This is a genomic window from Pseudomonas sp. HN2 (assembly GCF_020736465.1).
GTDB lineage: Bacteria > Pseudomonadota > Gammaproteobacteria > Pseudomonadales > Pseudomonadaceae > Aquipseudomonas > Aquipseudomonas moraviensis_A.
In genome coordinates this window covers 2945169-2968789 of sequence record NZ_CP085885.1, presented here as the reverse complement: position 1 = coordinate 2968789, position 23621 = coordinate 2945169, and the positions used below count along the sequence as shown (strand labels likewise).

The following is a 23621-nucleotide window of genomic DNA, read 5'->3' as shown; positions in this document are numbered from 1 at the left end:
GTGAGGCAAAACCCTGATACACAAATGAAAACGGCCTGGACAGGGCCAGGCCGTTAACAATTGTAAAAGCCTTACTTGAGAACGGACAGTGCCGCTTCGTAGTTAGGCTCTTCAGCGATTTCCTTGACCAGTTCGCTGTGCAGGACGTTGTCGTTTTCATCCAGCACCACAACCGCGCGAGCGGTCAGGCCTTTCAGCGGGCCGTCAGCAATGGCGACGCCGTAGTTTTCGATGAACTCGCTGCCACGCAGGGTCGACAGGTTCTGTACGTTTTCCAGACCTTCGGCGCCGCAGAAGCGTGCCTGGGCGAACGGCAGGTCAGCGGAGATGCACAGCACCACGGTGTTGCTGATGTCGTTGGCCTGGGCGTTGAACTTGCGCACGGAAGTGGCGCAGGTCGGGGTGTCGACGCTTGGGAAGATGTTCAGGACTTTGCGCTTGCCGGCGAAGTCTTGCAGGGTGACGTCGGACAGATTGCCGGCTACCAGGGAAAAGGCTGGCGCCTTGGAACCGGCTTGTGGCAACTGGCCGTTGACTTGAACCGGATTGCCTTTGAGGGTGACTTGAGCCATGACTTGAGTCCTTCTGCTGGGTGATTGGAAAGCGTGCAAGAAGCGGAAGTTAACCACGAAATCGGCTGACGACCTATGCCCTGTTGGAAATTGTTGGGTGCTGGCCCTGACGATTGTATACAACCCGCTAGAGATCCCCTGTAGGAGTGAGCCTGCTCGCGATAGCGGTCTATCAGTGCCATCTACATTGGCTGACACGACGCTATCGCGAGCAGGCTCACTCCTACAGAAAAGCGGATTTATATTTCGGCTGAGGATTTTGGCGACTTACTGACGCCGGATTTGCACGAGCAGGAAGATCGGATTCGCGAGCAAGCGAAAAAAAGCTGAAATGGTTGGTGCCTGACAAGCCGCCTTCGCGAGCAGGCTCGCTCCCACACTGTCCGGTGTCGTACCGATAGTCCCGACCCCGGCACCGATCCCTGTGGGAGTGAGCCTGCTCACGAAGAGGCCATCAGCCCCGCGGCATCATTTGGCTTCCGACTTCAGTTTCAAATACGACTGGTGCAGGTCGCTCGCCCAGCCATCGATCACCGCTTTCATGTCATCGGCTTTCATCACCTGGGAAGCGTTTTCCAGCGGTTTGCCGGTGCCCTTGCGCACCACCTGCGCGATGACCTGATTGGTCGCGCCATCCATGAACACCGCCTCGGTCGCCAGGGTGGTTTCCTGGTCGCGGATACCGCTGGCCGTGCTCACCGCTGCGGCGACCAGTGCAATCGGGATCACCTCATAGACTTGCAGGCCTTCGGTCTTGCTGCTGACCGCGGTAATCGCCGGCCGTACCACGATCACACCCGGCCCGGGGCCTGCGGCCAACGGCAGCGACTTGCCGAGTTCGCGCTTGAGCGCCTGATCGTAATAACTCGTGATGCCATTGAGCGTCTGCTGGGGGATTTTCTCGGTGGCTTGCGGCTTTGGATACAGCTGGCTCGGTTCCACGTAAACGCTGGTGAATTTGTTGATGTCGAGTTTCGGGTCCATCCAGCGCATCACCTCGGCACCTGAAGGTGACTTGGCCTCCTTCAGTTGGCTGTAATCCTTGAGAAAGCCGGAATACTGGTCAGGCTCGACGGTTTTGCTGGAGCAACCCACCACGCCGAGGGTGGCAATGCACAGCGTGCCCATCATGACGGCTAGCTTCATGCTGTAATTCCTTTGAGAAGGCCAAGACATTTTGCATAGGGGAAATACAGGTATAGCCAAAACCCCGGCAAATGCGATGGCCAATTACAAAGTTCACATCCGACAGCGCGTGTGCCTCGCCAACCGGTATTACCAGGACGATGTCTCTCCACTGCGCAGTGCCATCTCCCGCCGGCTGTTGGCGCGCATCGCTTTGACCAGCGACACCGTCCCTGCCAGCAAAATCGCCGCACCGAACAGAAAGTCGATGTTGTACAGCTGGAAATCCTCCACCGGCCCGATCAGCAATGTGCGCACCACCGCAATTCCCACCAGCGTCGCGAGAAAGTCGATTCCCGGCTCATCGCGGTAGAACACCAGCATCAACGGCAGGCACAGCACCAGCAGCAGCAACAACACCACGACCTTGAACGAACCTTTGCGCTCGACGCTGAACGCGCATTCGTGCGCCCCGTAAGGTTTGTAATCCTCGTCGCGGATCATCGAGTTTTTCTCGTTGATGTAATCGGCGCGGTTGTACTTCTGGATCGGCGTGAAGGTGTTGGACATCTCCATCAGGGTGGTGATGTTCTTGAAGCGCAGGTCGACGCGCTCGCTCCCCTTGAGGTAATACAGCACCGGTTTGTAACCGTAGCGATAGGTGTCGAACGGGAAGGCGGCGGTCTGGGCCTGTACGCCGATCGGTCGTGGCTCAAGCTCGGCGAATGCGCTTTTGTTGGTGGACGAGAGGTTGCGGCTCAGTGGCTGCACCTTGACCTGCTCAAGGAAGATTGGCGTGACGCCGAAGGACCATTGCAGCGGCTCCAGACGCAGGCGCAGTTCGTTGCGGCCCAGGTCGTAGCGGTTGAAGGTGCGTTCGGAGACCACCACCGAACCGCCGACCATGAATTCGCCACGCAGGTTGTTGGTGACGCGCAAGGTCAGTTGATCCTTGCCCAGCAACGCCGCTTCGCTGGTCGGAGGTGTGCCGCACCACGCGGTGCTTTCGCCGACACTGCCGAGCTGGCCGTTGCGGTTTTCCTTGAATACATAAAAGTAACTGGCCCACAGCGTCAGCAGCAAAAGCGACGCCGTGAGACCGAGGATTTTTTTGCCCGGACTCACTGATAAGACTCCCTTCTTCGGTTCCATCGTCCAGCCGAAAACCCGCTGGCGACGGCGACTCTACCAAAAGGCCATCAGTGACCCAAGGGGAAATGCCGCATTAGCAGCGAACCTAAGGGTTTCCCCGGTATTCGCGTCAACCCGTGTAGGAGTGAGCCTGCTCGCGAAAGCGGCGCCGGAGGAAGTGAAGCCGGGGTGGGTGAATCCGGATATGTGAGGTGTGTCAGTTGGACTGCCCTCACCCTAGCCCTCTCCCAGAGGGAGAGGGGACTGACCCGGGTGTTTGTTCGAGTTACATCGACTTGGGATATCGCGTCGAACTCTGGTTTTGAACAGCACTCGGTCTGCCCCCTTTCCCCCTCGCCCCCTTGGGGGAGAGGGCTGGGGTGAGGGGGTAAGCTTTTGATCTTAACCGCGATCCCGAGGAATCAACCCCTGCAATTGCTGGGCAAGGAAATTGGCGTCGAAAGCAAAGGTATCCGGATCCTTGAGCCCATTGGTCTTGCGCCACTGCCACGCGCCATCCGCCAACCCGACCAGCGAAATACTCCCGTAGCGCGCCGCCGTCAGCCCCATCACCGCCAGCGAAATCTGCCCGCCGCTGCCCATCACATCCGGCACAAACTCCACCGGCTTACCGGCAATCACGATGCTCAGCTTCTCTGTCATGAAGGTTGAGGTCTCCACTGGCACGCTCGGCCCGGACGCGACGTACGTCTCGCGGCTCACCTCCAGCAGATTCGGCGCCTTGACCGGCTCAAGCCATTGCTCGATCTGGTCGAACAACGCACCAATCCGTGTGGCCCACGCGGCCGATTGCGTAGTGAACAGTTGCTTCTTGTGCGCTTCGCTCTCGGCATAGTGACGAAGCATTTCGCCCAGTTGCTGTACGTCGTTCATGGCGGTGTTCCTTGAAGAGTGCTGCGGACACCGAGCATGGCAGATGCGTGGCAACGGCAGGCGTAAATTTTTGATGGATCAAATTCCCGATCCAAACGACACTCACCGCAAAGCCCCATCAACACAGGAGCACCGCATGCGCACCATCGGCCTTATCGGCGGCATGAGCTGGGAATCCAGCGCCGAATATTATCGACTCATCAATCAGCAAGTCCGTGATCGTCTTGGCCCTTTGCGCTCTGCGCAGCTGTTGATGTACAGCGTCGATTTCGGCCCGGTCGAACAGGCCCAGCACGCTGGGCGCTGGGACGATGCGGCGGCGATTCTGGTGGATGCCGCGCGCAGGCTTGAAGCCGGTGGCGCCGAATGCGTGGTGCTGTGTACCAACACCATGCACAAGGTCGCCGAGCAGATCCAGGCGGCGATCAGCATTCCGTTCCTGCACATCGCCGAACCGGCTGCACAGGCTGCACTCGAAATCGATGCGCGCACGGTCGGGCTGCTCGGCACCGCGTTCACCATGGAGCAGGACTTTCTCAAGCAGCGTCTTATCGCCCAGGGTTTGACCGTGTTGGTGCCGGACGAAGCCGAGCGCAAGGATGTGCACCGGATCATCTACGACGAACTCTGTGTTGGCGTGATCAATGAACAGTCGCGGCAAATCTATCAGCGGGTGATCGAATCCCTCACCAAGCGCGGTGCGCAGGCCATCATTCTCGGTTGCACGGAAATCGGCCTGTTGATTAAACCCGAACACAGCGCCCTGCCCTTGCTCGACACCACCGAGTTGCATGCACAGTCGGCGGTGGCGTTCGCCTTGGGCGACTGAGTCAGTTTTTCGAACGACTGCGCAGACGGGCCATGCTCAGGGTGTCTACCCATTGCCCATCGCGCACGGCGTAGTCGCGGAACAGGCCTTCGGTCTCGAAACCGAATTTGCGGTAGAGACCGATGGCCGCTTCGTTGTCGGCATACACGGCGAGTTCGACGCGGTGCAGATTCATCCAGTTATCGGCAACATCCAGCGCCGCCGCCAACAACTGCGAACCGACACCCTTGCCCTGCCATGCCACTGCGACGGCCATGCCGATGCTGCCGGCGTGGGCGCGGCGCATCCTTGAATAGGCCTCCAGGCCAAGATTGCCGACCACAACACCCTGGTGCAGGGCCACCAGCTTCAGTGCGCTTTCGTTGTCGGCCTGCAATCGCTGGCGCCAGACCTCAACCGACTGAAACGGCATCTGCAGCACCTGCCGCGCGACGGCGGGGTCGTTGTAGAGCGCGGTGATGCCTTCGAGGTGGAAATCGCTGGAGCGTTCGAGGTGGACGGTGGGGGTCGGGTCTGCCATGGGATCGGTCCGTGATCAAGGTATGGCTGGTCACTCTAAACCGCTGATCCGGAATCTGGCGAGATGAAATTTTGGTAGCGAGCCTGCTCGCGATAGCGGCCTCACCACTAACGCCTCTTGCCCGGCAGAAAACGTCTGCCGTACGGCCGCCAATTTTTTCCTCTTAAACTCCAATGTTCAAAGACACCTGCCGACTCGCCTTTCAGGCTACACAACCTTGCTCGGGACAGGCGCCGAGTAAGTCGCTGCAACCGCCCATGCCTTCGCAGGCGAGCCTGCTCGATAAGTGCACCACCCGTCGGATTTCCGCCCGCACCTGTCAGATCTGACAGGTGCGCAATCTCCCTTTTAGCCGTTCAATCACTCCATCGCTCAAGTCCACGGAGTGGCCACCATGTCCGACAACGACTCAATCAACGACGCTCCGCAGCTGCTACAGGAACTCAAAATCCCCGGCCGTACGGGTCCAGTGTCGTCGACGCCCCTGAGGTGGGGCATCAATCTCGCCGCGGCGAAGCTCAACTTCCCTCGTCAGGGCCTGCTCTGCCAGGCCGGGCCTTGGGGGACGATGGGTAACCGCGACTCGTTGCGCATCTTGCGGGACTCCGATCTGCAGATAGCGCTGGAAATCGTTGATGAGGATGCGGTCGGCACCGAGCTGCAAATGTTCGTGGAGGCCAGACACCTTACCGAAGGAATGCACACGCTCTCCTACACCGTCACCCGCCTCGGCGGTACGCCCGAACCCTCGGAAGTGATGCAGGTGCTGGTCAAACTCACCCTCCCCGGTGGTCCTGACCATAGCGAGGGGCCGGGGCATCCGGGACTGGTGATGAGCATTCCCGAGGATATTTTGAAGGACGGTGTCCACCAGGGTAACGTCGATGCTGGCGTATCGATCACTCTCGGAAAAGCTGATGGCTCGCCGCCTTATCTGTTCGCCGCCGCTGGCGATACGCCTCAGTTCAGCTGGGGCGGAATGTTCTTTTCTGGCCCTGCACTGACCCAGGAACAGGCTGACGGCGAGACGCCGGTTATCGTGACCATTCCAAAGAAAACCATCGTAGACGCCGGCGACTCTGGCGAGGCGGGGCTGGCCGTGGCCTTCGAAGTTTATGACCTGGTCGACAATCGCTCCGACGGCTGGAGCGTCGAGCAACGGGTAGTCGTGACCCTTGACAAAACCCGGCTGGGCGCGCCTTTGCTCAAGGAGGCTATCAACAACGTACTGGACGTCGACAACCTGGGCGACGCCGACGGTACGGTTCAAGTTATGGCCGTAAACCCTACCCCACCTTCGCCCCCTCCAGTCCCTCCACAACCGATAGACTTCGAGGTAGGTGACACCATTTTTGTCCGAATCAAAGGCACCCCGAAAGAAGGTCCGCCGATCGACATTGAATTACCGGGAAAAGTCTTGATCAGCGTGCCCAGCGTTCCTGAGATCACCGTGTCCAACGCCGTGCTGCGCCAGCTGGCTCAGGCTCAGATCGCCCTGTCTTATCGCCTGGAGAAGGCCGACGGCAGCGCACAACGGGATGCCAAAACCCAGTTCATCAGCGCCATCGGCGAGATTCACCGGCTCCCCGCTCCCGTGGCACTGGAGGCCAGACAAGGCGCCATCGATCCGCTGCATCCGGAACTGAAACAGGTCACCATCGAAATCGCCTTCGGCCCCTACTTCGCCGTCGGCCAAGCGATCAAGCTGTTTTGGCTCGGCACTCGCCCCGACCTGACCCCCTACCTGCCGAACCTGAACCTGCGACCGATTACCCAAGGCGATATGGACGCCCAACTTCCGCTGCAGATCATCGTCGACAAGGAGCACCTGACACCGATCATTGGCAAAGAGCTGGAGCTGTATTACCAGTTGCTGATCGAGGACTCGGTACTCGGCACCATGAGCAAACTCAACCAGACCCACGCGATCCGCGAATCGATCCACGCCGATATCCTGCAGATCGGCAAACCACGCCAGGAATTGCCCGAGCCGGCAGTCGACGGCGTGGTCAGCGGCGTCCTGCCATCCGATACCAACGGCACCACGCTGACCGTGAACTACCTCAAGACCGTGAAGGGCGACATCGTCACGCGGGCCTGGGAAGGCTCCATTACCGGCGTAAACAGCGACCGGGTCGAACTGAGCTCCTTCACCGCCGGCCAGCCTGTGGCGTTCCCGATCAAGGCCGAACTGATCAAGGGCAATGAAGGCCGGACGGTGAAGGCGTATTACGACATCAAGCGCGCCGCGGGTGGAACGAGTTATTCGGATACGCTGACGTTCAGTGTCGGCGTAGCGCTGGATCTGAAAGAGCCGAAAATCAAGCAAGCCCCGAACGACACCAGCCTCGACCCACTGGAGGCCCAGAACGCCCTGACCTCAGTGATCAACTATGACGGCATGCTGGTCGGCGACAGGATTATCGTCCGCTTGACCGGCGCCCCCGGAACGCCGGCTGCCGGTTCGCACACCACCGAGCCATGGCCCGTCACCACCGTCGGCCCGCAGGAAATACCGCTGGCCGTCTCGGTGCTCGCCTTCAACCTCGCCAAGTCCATCACGCTGGATTACACGGTAACGCGCGGCACCCAGGATCCGAAAGAGTCGCGGATTCGTGCGCTGGCGGTGTCGCCCATTGCGCAAAGCGATTTGCCCGGGCCGCTGATCACGCAGGCCTCCGAACAAGGCGAAGGACCGGAGTTGGACGTCAGTCAATTGACCACCCACGGCACCCTGCGCGCGAACAGTTATCCGCACATTGCGTTGAAACAATATGTCTGGCTGAAAGCGAAAGGGACATTGAAAGGCGGGGGCAACTACTCGAAAACCTTCTGGCAACCGCCGGGTTCGCAAACCAATGCGACGTGGATCGACCAGGGTTTTCACACCCACGACGGCTTTCCACTCCCCGACTTGCAAAGCCTGGAAGATGGCAGTGACCTGAAATTGGAGTTCAAGGCAGGCTTTGGCGGCAGTCAAGTCGAGACAGAGGCCGTGACGTTTGCCCTACGGACTTACAGGATCAAGGCCTACAAAGATTTCCAGGACAGAGTGACGTTTGAAAATGAAATTCCACTTGAACTCTGGCCTGGCTGGCGGTCGGGCACTCCAGAACCCATGTGGGGCATATATACATACAATGACCGACTCAACATTGATCCCGGCCTCTCACCAGCGAGCGGGACGGCTTTTATCCGAACATACAGGTATTCCACTCTAGGTAACGCGACATATATTTTTAGCATAAAGATAGGTCGAGAAGCTCCCGGCAATCCAAGCACGGTGGTATTGAACGTCAACAACATAGATATCACTCCTCCAACCTTAATCGAATCTATACACGTCATTGAACTCAGCGGTGAATTTACAGTGGCGCCGAACCAGGAAAGCATTTTGCGGATAAATATTGATACACCACAATCAGGAGCGGCAATGGCCATTCATGAAATCCTGGTAAAACTTAAAAAATAAACCCACGCAAAATCCAAACAGGCACGACCCACTTACATATTTATAAATACGCAGTTCAAGCTGAAAATACCGCCTCGTTCAACCGAGGCGGTTTTGCGTTGCCGGGTGTCGATATAAAAACTCCACTATTAACCAGTCATTCAAACAGCGAGGCTTGACCGAGATTTTTCTGCTGACCGCGAAGGCGGCGTCACAGGCAATCTTTTCCCAAGAAAAAATCGCCGTTCCGCATCAACCGGTACGGCGATTTTCTAATCCATCAACGACCATTCGTCGGAGACATGTCGACACCTGTCAGATCTGACAGGTGCGCAATCGCCAATTAAGCGCTCTGATAACCCCTGCCCATTCCCAACGCGCAGGAGCTTCATTCATGACCATCTCTACCCCACCGGACAACACCGTCCTCATCCTCAGCCCGCCCATCATCAACGGCCAGACCAAGCCTGTGGAAGGTGGACACACCGGCGTGCCTTTAGTGGCCCATGATCTCATCGGCGGCGCCATTGTCCACGCCGATCCACCGTTGTCGGGCACCATGGACCCCGGCGATGTCATGGAGCTCTGGCTTGAGGGTGAACTGGCCGCACTGGACAGCAAAACCATTGAGGATCCAAACGTGCGCACCATGTTGCGCATTCCCAAGGGTCGACTGCATCCGGACCAGGTCAACAAGCTGTACTACACCGTCAGGCGTGGCAGCGACAATCGAGGCACTTCCACCCCATCGCTGGAAATCCTCTACAACCGTATCCGCCCGGGCCTGAAGGATCACCTGACCGACCCCGGCGGCCACTCCGAACTCAAGCTGCTGCTGCCCGACGTGATCAAGAACGGCGTCGGCGCGGATTTCGTCAGCGCCGAAGTGTGCATGGCCTACCCGTATTGCCGGGCGTATGACGTCATCACCCTCACGTGCAACGGCGAACTGCTGGAACCCAAGCCCAGGGTCAGTCCGAATCAGGCGCCGCCACCGCCGAACCCCGGCGACGAAACCCCCATCACCATTTGCTTCACCGTCACCCGCGCCTTTCTGGATAAGGCGAAACGCCAGGACAACAAACTGCATTTTTCCTACACCGTCACCGATCAGATCGGCAACGGCCCGGACACCTATGCGCCGTGGTCGCCGGTGCAGAGCGTGGATGAGGATCTGGATGGCAAGCGGGTGGACAAGCCCATTCTGCTGAAACGCAGAGAAGACTATCCCGGTGATGACGCGGAAACCATCGACTTGGAGAAACTGACGGGCAATCCATTGCTGCTAGACGTGCTGACCCAAGACAACCCCATGGCGCGGTATGGTTCCGGTGAAGTGTCGGCAGCTCGCACCTTTACCGAACCCCCCGCACTGGAAATAGATACCACGCCAATGCTACTGGATGGGGCACATTTGTACCCTCCACCCCCCCCAACCAGACCAGAGTATTTCCAGCCCATTGAGAAAGCGGCATACATACCTCCGGGCGCACATCAAACCCGACAAGCCCGTGGAGGGAGTCCTCCTTTTGAATACAGCTCTTCCAAACCCACTGTCGCTTCCGTTGATCCGGCAACCGGCCACGTCATCTCGAAAGGAAACGGAATCGCAATGATCAGCGTGCGTGACACGAAAGGAAATACCGTCAGTTATCAGGTTACTTGCGAAAACGTGTACGACCTCGTAGTCAGTGACGAAAGGCGTCTTCCATATGATCAAGCTGTCGCCTTACTATCATCCTTGGGTGCCCAACTCTTCACTGTTGACGGGACGCCTCTACAGAAACAGATTTACCAAGCGCTACTATTCGGAATCCAACAACCGAAAGGAAATGTTTACATTTGGGCCACCACATTCATCCAGCCGAATGATTACTACCTTACCTATGCTTTACAAATCCCGATTCACCCAACCCATCCCGGATGGACGCAACAAAAGTCGATCGCAGAGCGCAGTGCATATCCAATGGGATATAAATCGCGCATCGGCTGATGGAAAAGCCTCCAAGTCAGCGAATGGCATAAAAAAACACAAAGGAGACGGATTTATTTAACCAGTGATTTAAACAGCGGGGCGCGATCGAGTTTTTTCTTTTGGCCGGGACGGCCCTTTCGCTAGCAAGCTGGCTCCCACAGGGAAAGCATTCCGAATGTGGTAGCGAGCTTGCTCATGAAGGGCCAGTGAGGTCGGCGCAAATCGCCTTTTAAACCCAGGCGTTCAAAAGACACCTTCAGACACGCCTTTCAGGCTAAACACCCTTGATCCATTGCCTACAGCCACGCCAGAATTCACCAGTTTGTGCGCCTTGGGTCCGGGGGCATTTCGGTACGCCGGGATCCTTGAGCCTGGTCTGTTAACTCGCGTACGGCCGCCACCCTACCCACCCGACCTCACCCCACCGCCCCGTAAAACCGGTCGTGTGTACGTCGTGCCCGCAGGCTTCAAAACGAGGAACTGCTGGCCGATGTCCGCTAATCATCGCCAATGATCTCGGCCTTCTCATCCCGCGTCGCAGCGCCTGACGCTGTTGGGCGTAGCGCTGCTGATCATGCTCGGGGAGCTGGTGGTGGATCGGATGTTGAATCACTGGAGTCGCGGGGCCGGTGCAGGCAGGCTGAAGCCCTAAAGTGATTGGGAACGACCAACATGTGCTGAGGTCGAGCATTCGATACCCGGATGCCGAATGCCGGTGTTCCAACGGACGAGGCTGTATTAGAGCCGCCGGTCGATAACCCCGCACACCTGTCAGACCTGACAGGTGTGCGCTCTGCCTTGGCATGTTTTCATGAACTGCGTCTTCCTAAAACATGGAGGTTCATCATGAATGCAACAAGCGAACAAGATTTCCAGGAAAGAGTCACGTTTGAAAATGAAATTCCACATGAACTCTGGCCTGGCTGGCGGTCGGGCACTCCAGAACCCATGTGGGGCATATATACATACAATGACCGACTCAACATTGATCCCGGCCTCTCACCAGCGAGCGGGACGGCTTTTATCCGAACATACAGGTATTCCACTCTAGGTAACGCGACATATATTTTTAGCATAAAGATAGGTCGAGAAGCTGCCGGCAATCCAAGCACAGTGGTATTGAACGTTAACAACATAGATATCACTCCTCCAACCTTAATCGAATCTATACACGTCATTGAACTCAGCGGTGAATTTACAGTGGCGCCGAACCAGGAAAGCATTTTGCGGATAAATATTGATACACCACAATCAGGAGCGGCAATGGCCATTCATGAAATCCTGGTAAAACTTAAAAAATAAACCCACGCAAAATCCAAACAGGCACGACCCATCTACATATTTATAAATACGCAGTTCAAGCTGAAAATACCGCCTCGTTCAACCGAGGCGGTTTTGCGTTGCCGGGCGTCGATATAAAAACTCCACTATTAACCAGTCATCAAACAGCGAGGCTTGACCGAGATTTTTCTGCTGACCGGGATGGCCTTTTCGCGAGCAAGCTCGCTCCCACAGTTTGACCGCATTCCAACTGTAGGAGCGAGCTTGCTCGCGAAGGGGCCATCAGGTTCGGCGCAGCTCTTCGATTTAAACGAAGGTGTTTAAAAGACACCTCCAGTCACGCCTTCCAGGCTACAAATCCTTGCGCCATTGCCTACAGCCAAGCCAGAATCCGCGGGCTTGTGCGCCTTGGGGGCGGGTTCTATTGTGGTGCGGTCGCTGAATGTTCAGTGATCGGGTTTAGCAGCTCGGCAAATTTCAAGGCACGCGAGTACTGCCATTACGTTATGGCGGCTTTGCGTGGGGCACTTCGGTGCGCCGGGATCCTTGAGCCTGGTCTGCTAACCCGCGTAAAGCCGCCACCCTCTTCGTTTAGCAGCGAAGGCTGACGGCTCCATCTCTCAAGGAGCTTTACCATGATCAAACCAACACCCAACCCACCCGAAACCGACCCCACCTCCCCCTACGAATCCCTCGATTCCAAAAAACTCCACCAAGCCGCCGACCGCGCCCTCGACCACTACCTCTGCCCACCCGGCTCCACCCCACCGCCCTTCAGCCCCCGCGCCATGTACGCCGTCACCGCCGACACCAAAAACGAAGACCTGCTGGCCAACGCCTGCGAAACCCTCGCCTCGGCCAAAACCATCGCCCAGGAATTCGCCGGGCTGGTCAAACCATCGCAGCGGCGGACGCTGATGGGGATCGCGCAGTTGATCATGCTCGGAGAGCTGGCGGTGAATCGGGTGCTGGATAATCTGGAGTTGCCGCAGTAGCGCTGCGTCACGATGATCGTTCCCACGCGCAGCAAAGGAATGCCTCAAGGGACGCTCCGCGTTCCAGCTCTGGAGGGGGACGCAGAGCGTCCCGGGCTGCATTCCTTCGCTGCGCGTGGGAACGATCAATGACGCGCTGTCGCCGCCGACGCCTTCGCGGGCAGGCCCGCTCCCACAGGGGATTCGTGTCGCTCCCACGGCTGCGGTTACAGCGCCGAATTTGTGGGAGCGAGCCTGCTCGCGAAGGCGGTTGGTCAGTCACTGAAGCTTCGACTGGCAGATTGCGTTCGCGAGCAGGCTCACTCCTACAGGGGATCGGGTCAAGGCTGGAACCATTCGTGGCGTTCGTTGAAGGTTTGCTGGATGAGCTCGGTGAGGACTTTGGTTTCGGGCACGTTTTTCGAGTCGGCGTTGATCGCGAGCCATGCGTGGAGCTGCATGGTCTCGGCGAATAATCCGGGCAGTGCGGTAAGGCCCCGGTCAAATCGGCTCATATATGCCGGAAGCAAACCGATGCAGGCGCTGCAGCGGATCATCTCCAGCATCAACTCATAGGACTGCATCTGCACGACTCCGGCCAATCTCTGCTCCACCAGCTCATTCCATGGTCTGAAACTCTCCACCTGTCGATCATGCTGCCACTGCACCAGCATGAAATCCGCCAGATCTTCCGGCGTTTCCGGGCGCGCCGTCACCCGTGAATAGCGCTTGGCAATGTGCGGCAGATACTCGATCCGCGCGAGGTGTTGCGGTTCGATGGTGGTGAACGTCGGGCCGGGGGTTGGGCTTTCACCGGGCGCGAGCCAGAGGACTATGTCGGCGCTGACGGCACGTAACGACAGCTCACTGTCGAGGGCGATGATTTCCAGGCGCAGGCTGGCGTTGCGCCGCAGCAGTGCGATGAGGTCGCGGCCGAGGATGTCGTGGAGGATGGATTCGGCGATGGCGAGGCGGATCAGCGGTTGCTCGATGATCGGAAGTTTGCGTTCGTGGGCCAGGGTGATGAGTCGGGCCTGCAGTTGCTGGCCTTCGCGGGTGAGGCTGAGGTTGCTGCCCTGAAAACTGAACAGGCTGTGTTGCAGTTGCTGTTCGAGTTGGGCGAGTTGTTTGCGCAGCAGGGTCGAGCGCACGTTGAGGCTGCGCGCGGCCTGCATGAAGCAGCCGCAGCGGGCGCTGACCAGGAAGTATCGGGCGACTTCGCTGTCGATGGTGGCGGCCTGGTCGAGCCAGGATTCGGGTCTGGATTGAGGCGAGTGGTAATCAGCGGCGCCCGGGCGTCCTGCGGGTTCGGTGAATGACATTGATGACTCCCTGTCGATCTTTGTATTTATGAATGTCCATGAATGCCCCTGTGGGAGCGAGCCTGCTCGCGAAAGCGTCTGCACATCCAACACTTGTGGTGACTGACACACCGCTTTCGCGAGCAGGCTCGCTCCCACAGGGGTAGTGGCGGAACTGGGATTAGCGTTTTTCCTCCAGGATTTTGTTCAGTTCAGCGCCGTCGATGCTCAGGGTGGCGGTGTTTAGCATGCCGTCCAGATAAGCCTGGGCGATCTGTTCCTGGCGTTGCGCACGCAGGGCCTGGGTCAGTTGATCGCGCAGTTCATCGAGGGTGGCGGTGCGGGCCGGTTGTTGTTCTGTAAGCTTGATCACGTGGAATCCGGCAGCGCTCTGCACGGGATCGGAAACCGCGCCTACCTTGAGCCGCGCCACGGCGCCACGCACCTCCGGCACCAGTTGCTGCAACGGTTGCAGCCCGGTGTCACCGCCCCGCTCTGCCGTGACGCGATCCTGCGAATATTGCGTAGCCAGCGCGGCAAAATCCCCCGGAGCGGCCTGAGCTTTCTTGCTCAACTCGGCGGCTTGTTTGCGCACCGTTTCGACATTCGCCGCATCGCCGACACCCAGGAAAATCTGGCTGACCCGATACAGCGCCGGCGTCTGCCAATTGGCCTTGCCGGCGTCGTACGCCTGCTGCAACTCAGCCGCACTTGGATACTCCGCCGGCACTTGACTGACAGAGCGCAAATAATCACGAAACACGATCTGTTCTGTCGCCGCCCGGGTCTGCCGCGCTACGTCGGGACGCTGTGCCCAACCCTGCGCATCGGCCTGCTCCAGCACGGCTTTCTCCGCCAGTCGCGAACGGATCCAGCGCTCCAGTGCCTCACGGTTGCCGCGCAGTTGTTCACGGGTTTGCGCCGGGACAGTCTCGAGCAGCGCCTGCAATTCCTCTGGCGAAACCTGTTGATTGCCCAATCGCGCCACGGCTGGCCCGGCTGCAACCGTCATTACCGGCGACGGCTGCTGAGCGGCAACCGGATCACTCCCCGGTCGCAGCACTAGCGCCACGGCCAACACCAACAACGCCACCGCACCGGCGCCGATCACCACGGCTGGCTTTTTCACAGCGCGACTTCCTCTGTTTCGTCGACGGCGGCTTCTGCAGTTTTCGCACCCGCGCTCTGGCTGAAATCGCGCAGGTAAACGATGAACTCCTGCAACAGGCGATCCCACAATTCCAGGTTGCCACGCAGGTGCTCATTGCTCACGCCTGCGGCCACGACCACGTCCATTTCCATGACCAGAAACTCGCCCTGCAACGACAACCGCGCAAACCGCCGTGTCGCGTTCCACTGCTCCGCGACGCCCTGGGGCAAGTCACCCTGCACGCGCAGGGCGCAGCTGAAGGTGAAATCGACAAAGCTGGCCTGCTCCAGCGCCGGATTGCCAAAACGCACGGCGTAGCCGATGCCCTGGCTGGCGCTGAGCAACTGGACGATGCCGTTCTGTTCGCTCGGGTTGACGCGATAACCAGCGGCTTGCAATACCTCGGCCAGCGATTGCGGGGAAACGTGGGTGATCAATTGAGTCATGGCTTCTTCCTTGCTCGTGAGTCTTATGAATCAGTGCGCGATCGCGGCTTGCGGCGCGTCGAATTGGGTTTTGTAGAGCTCGTCGCCAAAGCCCTGGGCCAGTTCATCGAACTTGACCCGGGCACTGCCGGCGAAGGGCTGGCGGATCTTCATTACTTCGGCGACGTCGATGTTTTCGTAGGCCGTCAGGATCTGTTTGGCGACGCCGTACATTTGCTGATTCTTGACTGAACATTGCTGCACTTGTGTGTCACGTTCCGCCAGTTGCGCTTGCAGCTTCGCCCGTTCGGCTTCTTTGCCGCGGGCAAGAACCAGCAAATCGTCATAGGCCTTCTTGAACTTACCGGTCTGCTCAGCGCTGGCCGCCACTTGCGCCTGGGCCTGGCTGTTCAGGCTTTGTTGCTGCCCGGCCAATTGCTCGGCGAGGCCTTTGGCCTTGGCCAGTTCGGCAGTCAATTGCTTGATTTGCGCCTGGGCAGCCTTGGCTTCGTTCTGCGCCGCCAGTTGCGCGGCGCTGGCCTGGGCCTGCTGACTTTGCAGGGCCTGCAATTGCTGGGTGGTGCTGCGCAATTGCGTGCGCAGGCGTTCCTCCATGCCTTCGGCGCTCGCCCCGCTGGCAATCAACAAACCCAGGCCCAACGCCAGAAAACGCGTGTTCATAAAGCTCTCCCGGCGCCCTAGAAGCGCGTGTTGATCTCAAGCTGCAAGACGTCGATGTCGAACGGCGCGCCGTACACCGCTTCGGTGCTCATCCAGCGGCCGGTGGCGGAAACGTTCTTCGCCAGGCCGTAGTTGCCGCCCATGAAATAGCCCTTGGCGTTGGTGCCGCCGAGGTGGAACGACGAGTCGTTGAAGCCATCGGGCAAAGCGTCAGGCTGGATGTACTTGTAGCCGGCGAACAGGTTCCAGTCGCCCTTGCGCTTGAGGTCCAGCGCGTTGCCGAGAGTGAACTGCACCATCCATGCGTTGGCGCCGCTTTCGATCTCGCCGTTGCTGTCGAGGTTGTTGACGATCTGCCCGGCGGAACGCTTGCGCATGTCGCCTTCGTCGTAGCTGAGGTTGTGGATGTAATTGCCCTGGCTGCGCAGTTTGAAATCCTGCGGCAGGTCGGCGTCCCACACGACGTTGAGATCGAGCAGGTTGAACTCGGACGCAAGCCCGACGAATTGCGGCTGCGGCGTAGTGCTTGGGTTGAGTGGGTTTGGCGTGATGTCACGCAGCAGGAACACGCTGTTGCCCTTCTGCATGAACGCTGCGCGAGTGCCGTCGCTGTCGCAGCCCGGCGCGCCGGCCCACGGTTCGCAAGGGCTGGAGCGCTGACCCTGAATGTCGTCGAAACGGTAGTAGGCCAGCGCACCCTTCAGGCGGTTGTTGCTGTTGATCGCCCACTTCGCCCCGAGTTGCGCGCCGTACAGCCACTTGTTGTCGCTCTCTTCCTTGTCGAAACCGTTGCTGCTGGAGGTGTCGTTGGTGTAGTCCACCGGGAACGCGCCGACGGTGCCGAACACGCCCCAATCGCGGTTGAGCTTGTGGTCGAAGATCGCTGCCACACCGTCGAAATTCAGGTCGTTGGAATAGAGCATGTCGGTGGACATGAACGGGTTGGCGAAGCGCCCGCCGGTCAGGGTCAGTTCGTCCATTGGCTTCCAGCTCAGGTAGCCCTGATCGAGCCAGATGTCTTTTTTGGCGAAGCCGCCGCCGAGGTTCTGCGTAGTCGAAACCGGGTTGTTGTCCGAACCGGTGCCGATGCGAATGCCGGCGGTCCATTCCTCCGAGATCACCGCTTTCATGCCCAGCCGTGCGCGCAGGCGAAAAAGGTTTTCGCGGTCCTCGCGGGTGTTGAGCAACGGCGGCAGGCTGGTGCTGCTGTTGGGGTTCACGTCGTACGGGCCGTTGTTGTTGAGCTTGGCGAAGTCGACGATTTCATTGCTGTTGTTGCCCGAGTAGTAACGCGATTCATCGCGCAGGCGAATGTCGCCATCGAAACTGATGCGCGAGGCCCAGTCCGGGAAGGTATTCGGCGCTGCCCAGTTTTCCTGTTTGGCGGTGGCCATGACCTCGGCTTTGACCTGATCGCGAATCTGGTCGCGCACCGCTGCCGGCACATACTGCACGCGCACATCCCCCGGCGCGGCGACCGGCCCGGCCGCTACCGCAGTTGAAGCCGCCGCTTGTTTGGCCTGCGCGGCTTCATTCTGCGCCTGGGCGATCAGCGCGTCGGCCTTGTCCTGTTTCAGAATGCCCTGCTCGACCAGCAAGCGGATCAGATTGATCGTGGCGTTCTCCGACGGCGCGGGCGCTGCCACGGCCTGACCGACCAGGGTCGCAATGACCATGCCGACCGCCAGGGACAATCGATTCACGTTGGAAATCATCTGCACACAACTCCTTTTGCCGAAGCTTGAAAATGGGTTAGCCCGGACGCCGCCCTTGCAGGGACAGGCGCACAGGTAAAGTGATGGAGGCCGGAGGCCGTTCGCTGAGCGCCGGCGCACCGCGTAAAGCGGCCAGCACCTGGGTATCGATTTGCGGGTTGCCGCTGGACTTGATCAGCTCGACACGGGTGATCTCGCCGACGCTGCTCAGCCAGACGTCGGCCTGCAGCGAGAACGCGAGGTTGCGCAGGTCGGGGTTCTCGCGCAGCAGACGCTGGAAGGTGAACGCCAGAAACTGGCTGTACGTGCCCGTGCCCAGCCGCCCGCCACCCGCGCCGGCCATGCCGCCGCCCTTGCCCGCGCCGATGTTGAAAGCATCGCTGCCGGCCTGAGCATCGCCGTCCATCTGCATCGGGTTGGCCAGATCGTCCGCCGGCGATGGCGGCGCCTCTTCCTCAGGCTTGACCTCTTCCGGCTCCGGCGTTGGCTCAGGCTCGACGACTTTTTCTTCCACCGGGGTTTCCGGCTCCGGTGGTTTCTCCGGGGGCGGAGGTGGCGGTGGCGGCAACGGAATGATCGTCGGCACCTTCGGCGCTTCACGGCGCACGCCGGCCGTGTCGTTGGCCCACTGCCAGAGGAACCACGCGGCGAGCGCGCCGACCAGCAATCCGGCGCCCCACTTCACATAGCGCAACGGCGACTTTTTCACGGGCGGCGGCTCGATCGGGAGTTGTGCGGTCATGACTCAGCCCTGACTCGGTTTGCCGGTGACGAGACCGACCTGGGACAGTTCGAGCCGACGCAGCAGATCGAGCACTTCGATGACTTTCTGGTACTGCACCGTCGCATCGCCGCGCACGATCACCGGGAAATCCGGGCTTTGCGCTTTCTCGATGCGCAGGCGCTCTTCCAGTTCGGCCAGCGTCACCGGATAGGCATCAAGGAACACCTGGCCGCCGTCGTTGACCGAGATCGCCTTGGTCTTGGCCTCTGACAGCGACACCGAAGCGCTGGCCTTGGGCAGGTTGATCTGGATCCCGGAGACCTGCGCGGTGGCGGTGAGGATGAACATCACCAGCACCACCATCAGCACATCGACCAGCGGGGTGATGTTGATGCTGTCCACCGCGGCATCTTCGTCATCGTCATGGGAGGCATTTACGGACGCCATGGCAGTGCTCCTCAGGCCGGTACAGAGTGATTGGCGTGATGGCCGCGCTGATGCGACGACTCACTGAACTGGCTCTCGCCGTGCATCTCCGCCAGACGAGTGATGAACTCGTCGACGAACACGCGCATGTCGGCGCTGACTTCCTTGTTGCGGGTGATCAGGCGGTTGTAGCCAAACAGCGCCGGAATCGCGACGAACAGGCCCATAGCGGTCGCGAGCAACGCGGCAGCCATGCCCGGCGCAATGGCGTTGATGTTGACGTCGCCGGCCATTGCCGTGCCGAGGAACACCACCATGATCCCCAACACCGTGCCGAGCAGGCCGATGTACGGGCCACCGGCGATGGCGTTGGACAGGGTCGAGAGTTTCGAACTCAACTGCTGGTTTTCGCGGGTGCGCACGCCATCCATCGAGCAGCGAATGGCTTCGATGGTCGCGGCGGAAACCGACGAGGTATCCGCGCCCTGCTCGCGGCGGGTGCGGATCTCTTTGACTGCTACCAGATACAAGCGCCACAGCGACGAGTGCTGCAGGCGCTGGGCCAGTTGCGCATCGTCGGCGAACATCTCCAGGCGCGTGCCGACCTTGGCGAACTGCACGCGGAAGTCTTCGTTGGCAGCGCTGACGCGGCTGAGGCTGCGGTTCTTGCGCAGCATGATGATCCACGACTGGAACATCATCAGCACGAGCACGGCGATGATCACCCAGGCGTCGATAGGCACTGCGTTGAGCAGAAAGCCAAGACTGCCGAAACCGAACCCGGACTGTTCTTCATCGACGCCGTAAGCCACCAGTTTCGACTCGGCGCCTTGCGAGGTCGCATCGGCGAGCAATAGCGCGGCCGGACGGGCGACTTTCGACAGGCGCAGTTCGTCGATAGCGCCAGCGAATGGCTGGAACGCACCTTCCTGCAGATCAGCGCCGATGGCCATGACCGAGTTGAATGCCGGCATCGCCTGAGCCAACGCAGCACCCTCGCGACCGTTGATGTACAGGGTGACTTTCGAGCCCTCGGCGGTCAGCGCAACGTGTTGCCATTGCGCCGGTGTCAGCGCCTGGGTGGCAGCGGCGCGCTGGCCATCGATCTCCACGAACGGCAGGCCCTGGCTGACGCCGATCAGCAGACTTTGCGTGCCTTCGCGCCGAGCGAGAATCAGTTGCTCGCCACTGGCCTGATCCAGACGCAACCAGGCGCTGAAGGTGAATGCGCTGCCAGGATTATGTTGCAGCGACGGACTGGCCGGCAGCAACAACGGCTGACCGCTGAACTGCAAGGCGCGCCCGACCACGCCATCAATCGCTGCGCCAGTCGCGCTCTGCGCAGTGTTGCCGTACGCCGTGGTGTCTTTCGCCGGCGTGCCGGTGGGGCCGTCGAAGTGATAGAGCGCGGTGTAACTCGGATCGAAGGTCAACTGGCCGTTGCCGGTGGCCGGGGCTTTCTGGTTGCCGTAATACATCCAGATATCCTGACGCTGACCGCCCTCGATATTCGGCACATCGACCCAGATCAGCGCCATGCCCATCAGCGCATCGAAGCTTTCGATCTGGTGGTTGAGCACGGTTTTGTCATCGGCAGCGACGAAGCGCAGGTCGGAGCCGTCCTCTTTGACACCGTCAAAAGTGAAGTTGCCGGTGTGCAGACGCACCAGCAGCGCGGTGCGGCCGAGGGCCTGATTGATCGCCGCGCCTTGCGGGGTGGTGTCGACGGCAATCTGTTTGCGGTAATGCCAGTCGTCCTGCCACCAGGCCTGGGCCGTGGCCGGGAGCACGAAGCCCAGGCAGATCAACAACGAAAGGAGAAGGCGTTGCATGGACGTGCTCCGTTAGAAAGTGGCTTGAAGGTTGAAGTGCAGGCGCGATTCCTGTTTCGAGGTGTTCGGCCCTTCGAGTAGCGGATAGCCCCAGTCGAGGCTGCCGGACAGCCATTTGCTCAGGCTGGCGCGGGTGCCGAGGCCGACGCTGGCCAGGGCGTAATTGGCGTCCTGGTCCGGCAGTTCGTCGCGCAGGTACAGCTGCGCACCTTCGGCGAAGGCGTAGAAGCGCCAGTCCTGCATCCACGTGCCAGCGAATTTCGCCAGCGACGGTGTGCGCAATTCCTGGCTGAGCAAGTAGCCGTCGTCTGCCGTGCGTTCAGCGGCGAGATAGCCGCGCACCGAGGTGGCGCCGCCGGCGGAGAATTGCTCGTTGGAAACCAGCGGCCCCGAGGCCAGTTGGAACGCCGCTTTGCTCGCGCTCTGCCAGTCGTTGTCGAAGGTCCAGGTGTAATTGGTGTCGCCCTTGAGCACGGCGAAACTCGGTTTGGCGCGGTAGCGTTTGTAGTCGAAATCATCGTCGTCGCTGCCGTAGCCGAATACGCTACGGGTAGCGGCAACCAGGCTCAGACCGAGGCCGAGCTGGCTCTTCTCGCTGTAGCGATAACCGTTGTAGGCGAACGTGAACGGCGCGTATTTGAGCGGCACCTTGTCGCTTTCGCCGGACAGGCTCAGGCGCTCGTCGAAGTCCTTGAAATCGATGCCGACCGACAGCGAGTTCGACCAGTTGCCGCTCGAGGGCAGCGTGTAAATCGCCGCGACACCGTAGGAATGCCCTTTGCCGAGGACGTTGCTGCCGCCGATGGTGGCGACGTTGCTGTCGGACTGGTAACCGGAGAATTGCACGCTCCAGCGTTCGCTCAGCGGCGCTGTGTAGGAACCGGACCAGACCTTGGCGTTGTCGGTTTCCTGGGGTGCGGTGAAGAACGTCAGGTTGACGCTGTGGCCGAGCTGCCACAGGTTGTTGTAGCCGAGGCTGGTGACGCTGCGCAGCTTCTCGGTGTCGGCACTGTAATCGTTATTGAGGCCGACGCTGGCCGTCCACGGATTCTGGTCTTCGACCTGCAGATCGACGTCCATGGTGCCGGGCCGCTGACCTTCGCGCACCAATGGCATGACCTGACGGCCCGGGGTCTTGTTGAGCTGCGCCAGTTCGCCCTGGACCATGGCGAAGTCCGGCACCTCGCCTTCCTTCAGCGCCGGGACGTTGTCGCGAATGTCCAGCGGCGAATAGTGTTTGGCGCCGACCACACGCACCCGGCCGACCTTGGTTTCGCTGACTTGCAGATAGACGATGCCATCGGCCACGGCCTGCTCCGGCAGCTCGACGAACACCGATTGATAGCCGCGTTCCTGATAGGCCTTCTGCAACGCATCGCGGGCACCTTCGATGTCGCTCAAGGCTTTCTGCGGGCCGAGGAACGGATAGACCGCTTCTTCGATCGCCCGCGCATCAAGCACGGTATTACCGCGCACGAAGTATTCGTTGACGTCGACCAGACGCTGCGCAGCGGGCGCGTCTGTACCCTCCTCGGCCAGCGCCGGCTGCGCGCTCGCCGTCACCAGCAGCCAGCCCCACAGCGCCAGCCGTGACGTGAAAATCCGTTCCACACTACCCCCTGAAATTCGCGATGACCTGTGGGCGTTAGCGCCCGGTGTGATGCGTCAATTGCTGATCGTTGTGGCGCACGCGTGCTTGCCCAGCCAGGTGTGCAGCAGCGCGAAGTTCGGCGAGAACTCGGGCATTTGCAGCAACGCGCCGCAGAACACTTCGCCGATGATTTTCTGAATCAGCAGCACCGCGCGCGGCTCGTTGAGCAACGTGGCGATGTCGCGACTGAGGGCGGTGAAACTCCAGACTTTCTGGTTCAGGCCGAGGCCGACGAACCAGCGGAACAGCAGGTTGTAGTTGAGCTGTTCATAGAGTTGCTGTTCGCTGGGCACCGAATACAGCAGTTGCAGGAGCAGGATGTGCATGACCGTTTGCGCGGGAATGAGCATGCCGGGCGCGGCGTTCAGGTCGCGCAGCAGATCCTGGTGAGCGTCGAGCAGATCGTCGATCTGCGGGCGCAACAACACCAGCGAATGGCCCGGCGGAATGTAGCTGGACACTTCTTTCAGAGCGCCCTGCCAGTCCTCCTGCGAGACGATCCAGACCCACGGCGCGCCGTAGCGATACACCGAAACCGGCTTCTTGCGCGCGGCTTCGACGATCTTCGACAGACGTTGATCGAGCTCCTGCATGCCCACTTTCGAATAGCGTTCCATAGTCCCCATTGCCTCACTCCCGGTGTCCCGCCTCGGCTTGCAAAGTGCGCCTCTAAAGACCCCTCAAGCGCGTTACACAGGCATGACCGGACTGGCAAAGGGCTACCGAACTTTTGTCATAAAAGCTTCATTACCGGTGGCCATAGCGGTTGCGCCGCCCCCCCCTGTAGGAGTGAGCCTGCTCGCGATGGCGTCAGGTCAGCCAACTCTTCTGTGACTGACACACCGCAATCGCGAGCAGGCTCACTCCTACAGGGGATTTGTGGTTGTGCACATGAACCTGTGGGAGCACCGTTGCGTGACATTCGCGTGACATTCACGGGGTTAAATCAACGGGCATTCAGGCG

The 23621-nt window shown here is 59.8% G+C and carries 20 protein-coding genes; 5 read left to right on the top strand and 15 right to left on the bottom strand.

The window, feature by feature from the left end; translation table 11 throughout:
* Positions 1–71 precede the first annotated feature (71 nt).
* The 4 genes from tpx to LIS66_RS12985 form a co-directional block, all read right to left on the bottom strand.
* Positions 72–572, bottom strand: coding sequence for a thiol peroxidase (tpx, locus tag LIS66_RS13000; RefSeq protein ID WP_039760445.1), 501 nt, complete (start codon positions 570–572; stop codon positions 72–74).
* A 468-nt stretch (positions 573–1040) separates the two neighbouring features.
* Positions 1041–1718 carry a DUF3313 domain-containing protein gene (locus tag LIS66_RS12995; protein WP_123420181.1) on the bottom strand — a complete coding sequence of 226 codons (678 nt, stop codon included), beginning with the start codon at positions 1716–1718 and terminating at the stop codon, positions 1041–1043.
* Between the two features lie 129 nt (positions 1719–1847).
* Positions 1848–2822, bottom strand: coding sequence for a hypothetical protein (locus LIS66_RS12990; RefSeq protein ID WP_064362161.1), 975 nt, complete (start codon positions 2820–2822; stop codon positions 1848–1850).
* Between the two features lie 408 nt (positions 2823–3230).
* Positions 3231–3722, bottom strand: coding sequence for a hypothetical protein (locus LIS66_RS12985; RefSeq protein ID WP_042609846.1), 492 nt, complete (start codon positions 3720–3722; stop codon positions 3231–3233).
* 136 nt (positions 3723–3858) lie between these two features.
* On the opposite strand from LIS66_RS12985, the gene LIS66_RS12980 reads away from it, so the two are divergent.
* Positions 3859–4551 (top strand): aspartate/glutamate racemase family protein, encoded by a 693-nt coding sequence (locus LIS66_RS12980; RefSeq protein ID WP_227974457.1) that lies wholly within the window; start codon positions 3859–3861, stop codon positions 4549–4551.
* Between the two features lies 1 nt (position 4552).
* Here LIS66_RS12980 and LIS66_RS12975 read toward each other — a convergent pair whose 3' ends face one another.
* Positions 4553–5071: a GNAT family N-acetyltransferase gene (locus LIS66_RS12975; protein WP_227974456.1), complete on the bottom strand. Its 519-nt coding sequence runs from the start codon at positions 5069–5071 to the stop codon at positions 4553–4555.
* A gap of 394 nt (positions 5072–5465) precedes the next feature.
* Between LIS66_RS12975 and LIS66_RS12970 the strand changes: the two genes are divergently transcribed.
* The 4 genes from LIS66_RS12970 (at position 5466) to LIS66_RS12955 (ending at position 12773) form a co-directional block, all read left to right on the top strand.
* Complete coding sequence (locus LIS66_RS12970; RefSeq protein WP_227974455.1) at positions 5466–8543, top strand: hypothetical protein; 3078 nt, start codon at positions 5466–5468, stop codon at positions 8541–8543.
* Positions 8544–8916: 373 nt separating this feature from the next.
* Positions 8917–10515 carry a hypothetical protein gene (locus tag LIS66_RS12965; protein ID WP_227974454.1) on the top strand — a complete coding sequence of 533 codons (1599 nt, stop codon included), beginning with the start codon at positions 8917–8919 and terminating at the stop codon, positions 10513–10515.
* An 828-nt stretch (positions 10516–11343) separates the two neighbouring features.
* Positions 11344–11799, top strand: a complete 456-nt coding sequence (locus LIS66_RS12960) for a hypothetical protein (protein WP_064365358.1) — start codon at positions 11344–11346, stop codon at positions 11797–11799.
* A gap of 614 nt (positions 11800–12413) precedes the next feature.
* Entirely contained in the window at positions 12414–12773 is a 360-nt protein-coding gene (locus LIS66_RS12955; protein ID WP_042610027.1) for a DUF6124 family protein, read from the top strand.
* Between the two features lie 320 nt (positions 12774–13093).
* On the opposite strand, the gene LIS66_RS12950 is transcribed toward LIS66_RS12955, so the two are convergent.
* From LIS66_RS12950 to LIS66_RS27950, 10 genes are all read right to left on the bottom strand, one after another.
* Positions 13094–14074, bottom strand: a complete 981-nt coding sequence (locus LIS66_RS12950; RefSeq protein WP_227974453.1) for a LysR family transcriptional regulator — start codon at positions 14072–14074, stop codon at positions 13094–13096.
* Between the two features lie 160 nt (positions 14075–14234).
* Positions 14235–15182, bottom strand: a complete 948-nt coding sequence (locus LIS66_RS12945) for a peptidylprolyl isomerase (protein ID WP_227974452.1) — start codon at positions 15180–15182, stop codon at positions 14235–14237.
* Positions 15179–15649 (bottom strand): YbjN domain-containing protein, encoded by a 471-nt coding sequence (locus tag LIS66_RS12940; protein WP_227974451.1) that lies wholly within the window; start codon positions 15647–15649, stop codon positions 15179–15181. Before LIS66_RS12940 ends, LIS66_RS12945 begins: the two co-directional genes overlap by 4 nt.
* A 30-nt stretch (positions 15650–15679) precedes the next feature.
* The gene (locus LIS66_RS12935; RefSeq protein ID WP_227974450.1) at positions 15680–16309 is read right to left on the bottom strand and encodes a DNA repair protein; all 630 of its coding nucleotides are present in this window, start codon (positions 16307–16309) and stop codon (positions 15680–15682) included.
* A gap of 17 nt (positions 16310–16326) precedes the next feature.
* On the bottom strand, positions 16327–18024 hold the full coding sequence (locus LIS66_RS12930) for a putative porin (RefSeq protein ID WP_227974449.1): 1698 nt from the start codon (positions 18022–18024) through the stop codon (positions 16327–16329).
* 37 nt (positions 18025–18061) lie between these two features.
* Positions 18062–18766 carry an energy transducer TonB family protein gene (locus LIS66_RS12925; RefSeq protein ID WP_227974448.1) on the bottom strand — a complete coding sequence of 235 codons (705 nt, stop codon included), beginning with the start codon at positions 18764–18766 and terminating at the stop codon, positions 18062–18064.
* 3 nt (positions 18767–18769) lie between these two features.
* Positions 18770–19195 (bottom strand): ExbD/TolR family protein, encoded by a 426-nt coding sequence (locus LIS66_RS12920; RefSeq protein ID WP_007915482.1) that lies wholly within the window; start codon positions 19193–19195, stop codon positions 18770–18772.
* Positions 19196–19206: 11 nt separating this feature from the next.
* Positions 19207–21006 carry a DUF2341 domain-containing protein gene (locus LIS66_RS12915; protein WP_227974447.1) on the bottom strand — a complete coding sequence of 600 codons (1800 nt, stop codon included), beginning with the start codon at positions 21004–21006 and terminating at the stop codon, positions 19207–19209.
* A 12-nt stretch (positions 21007–21018) separates the two neighbouring features.
* Positions 21019–22617, bottom strand: a complete 1599-nt coding sequence (locus tag LIS66_RS12910) for a ShlB/FhaC/HecB family hemolysin secretion/activation protein (RefSeq protein WP_227974446.1) — start codon at positions 22615–22617, stop codon at positions 21019–21021.
* A gap of 54 nt (positions 22618–22671) precedes the next feature.
* Entirely contained in the window at positions 22672–23283 is a 612-nt protein-coding gene (locus LIS66_RS27950; RefSeq protein ID WP_416220754.1) for a transposase, read from the bottom strand.
* Positions 23284–23621: the final 338 nt, after the last annotated feature.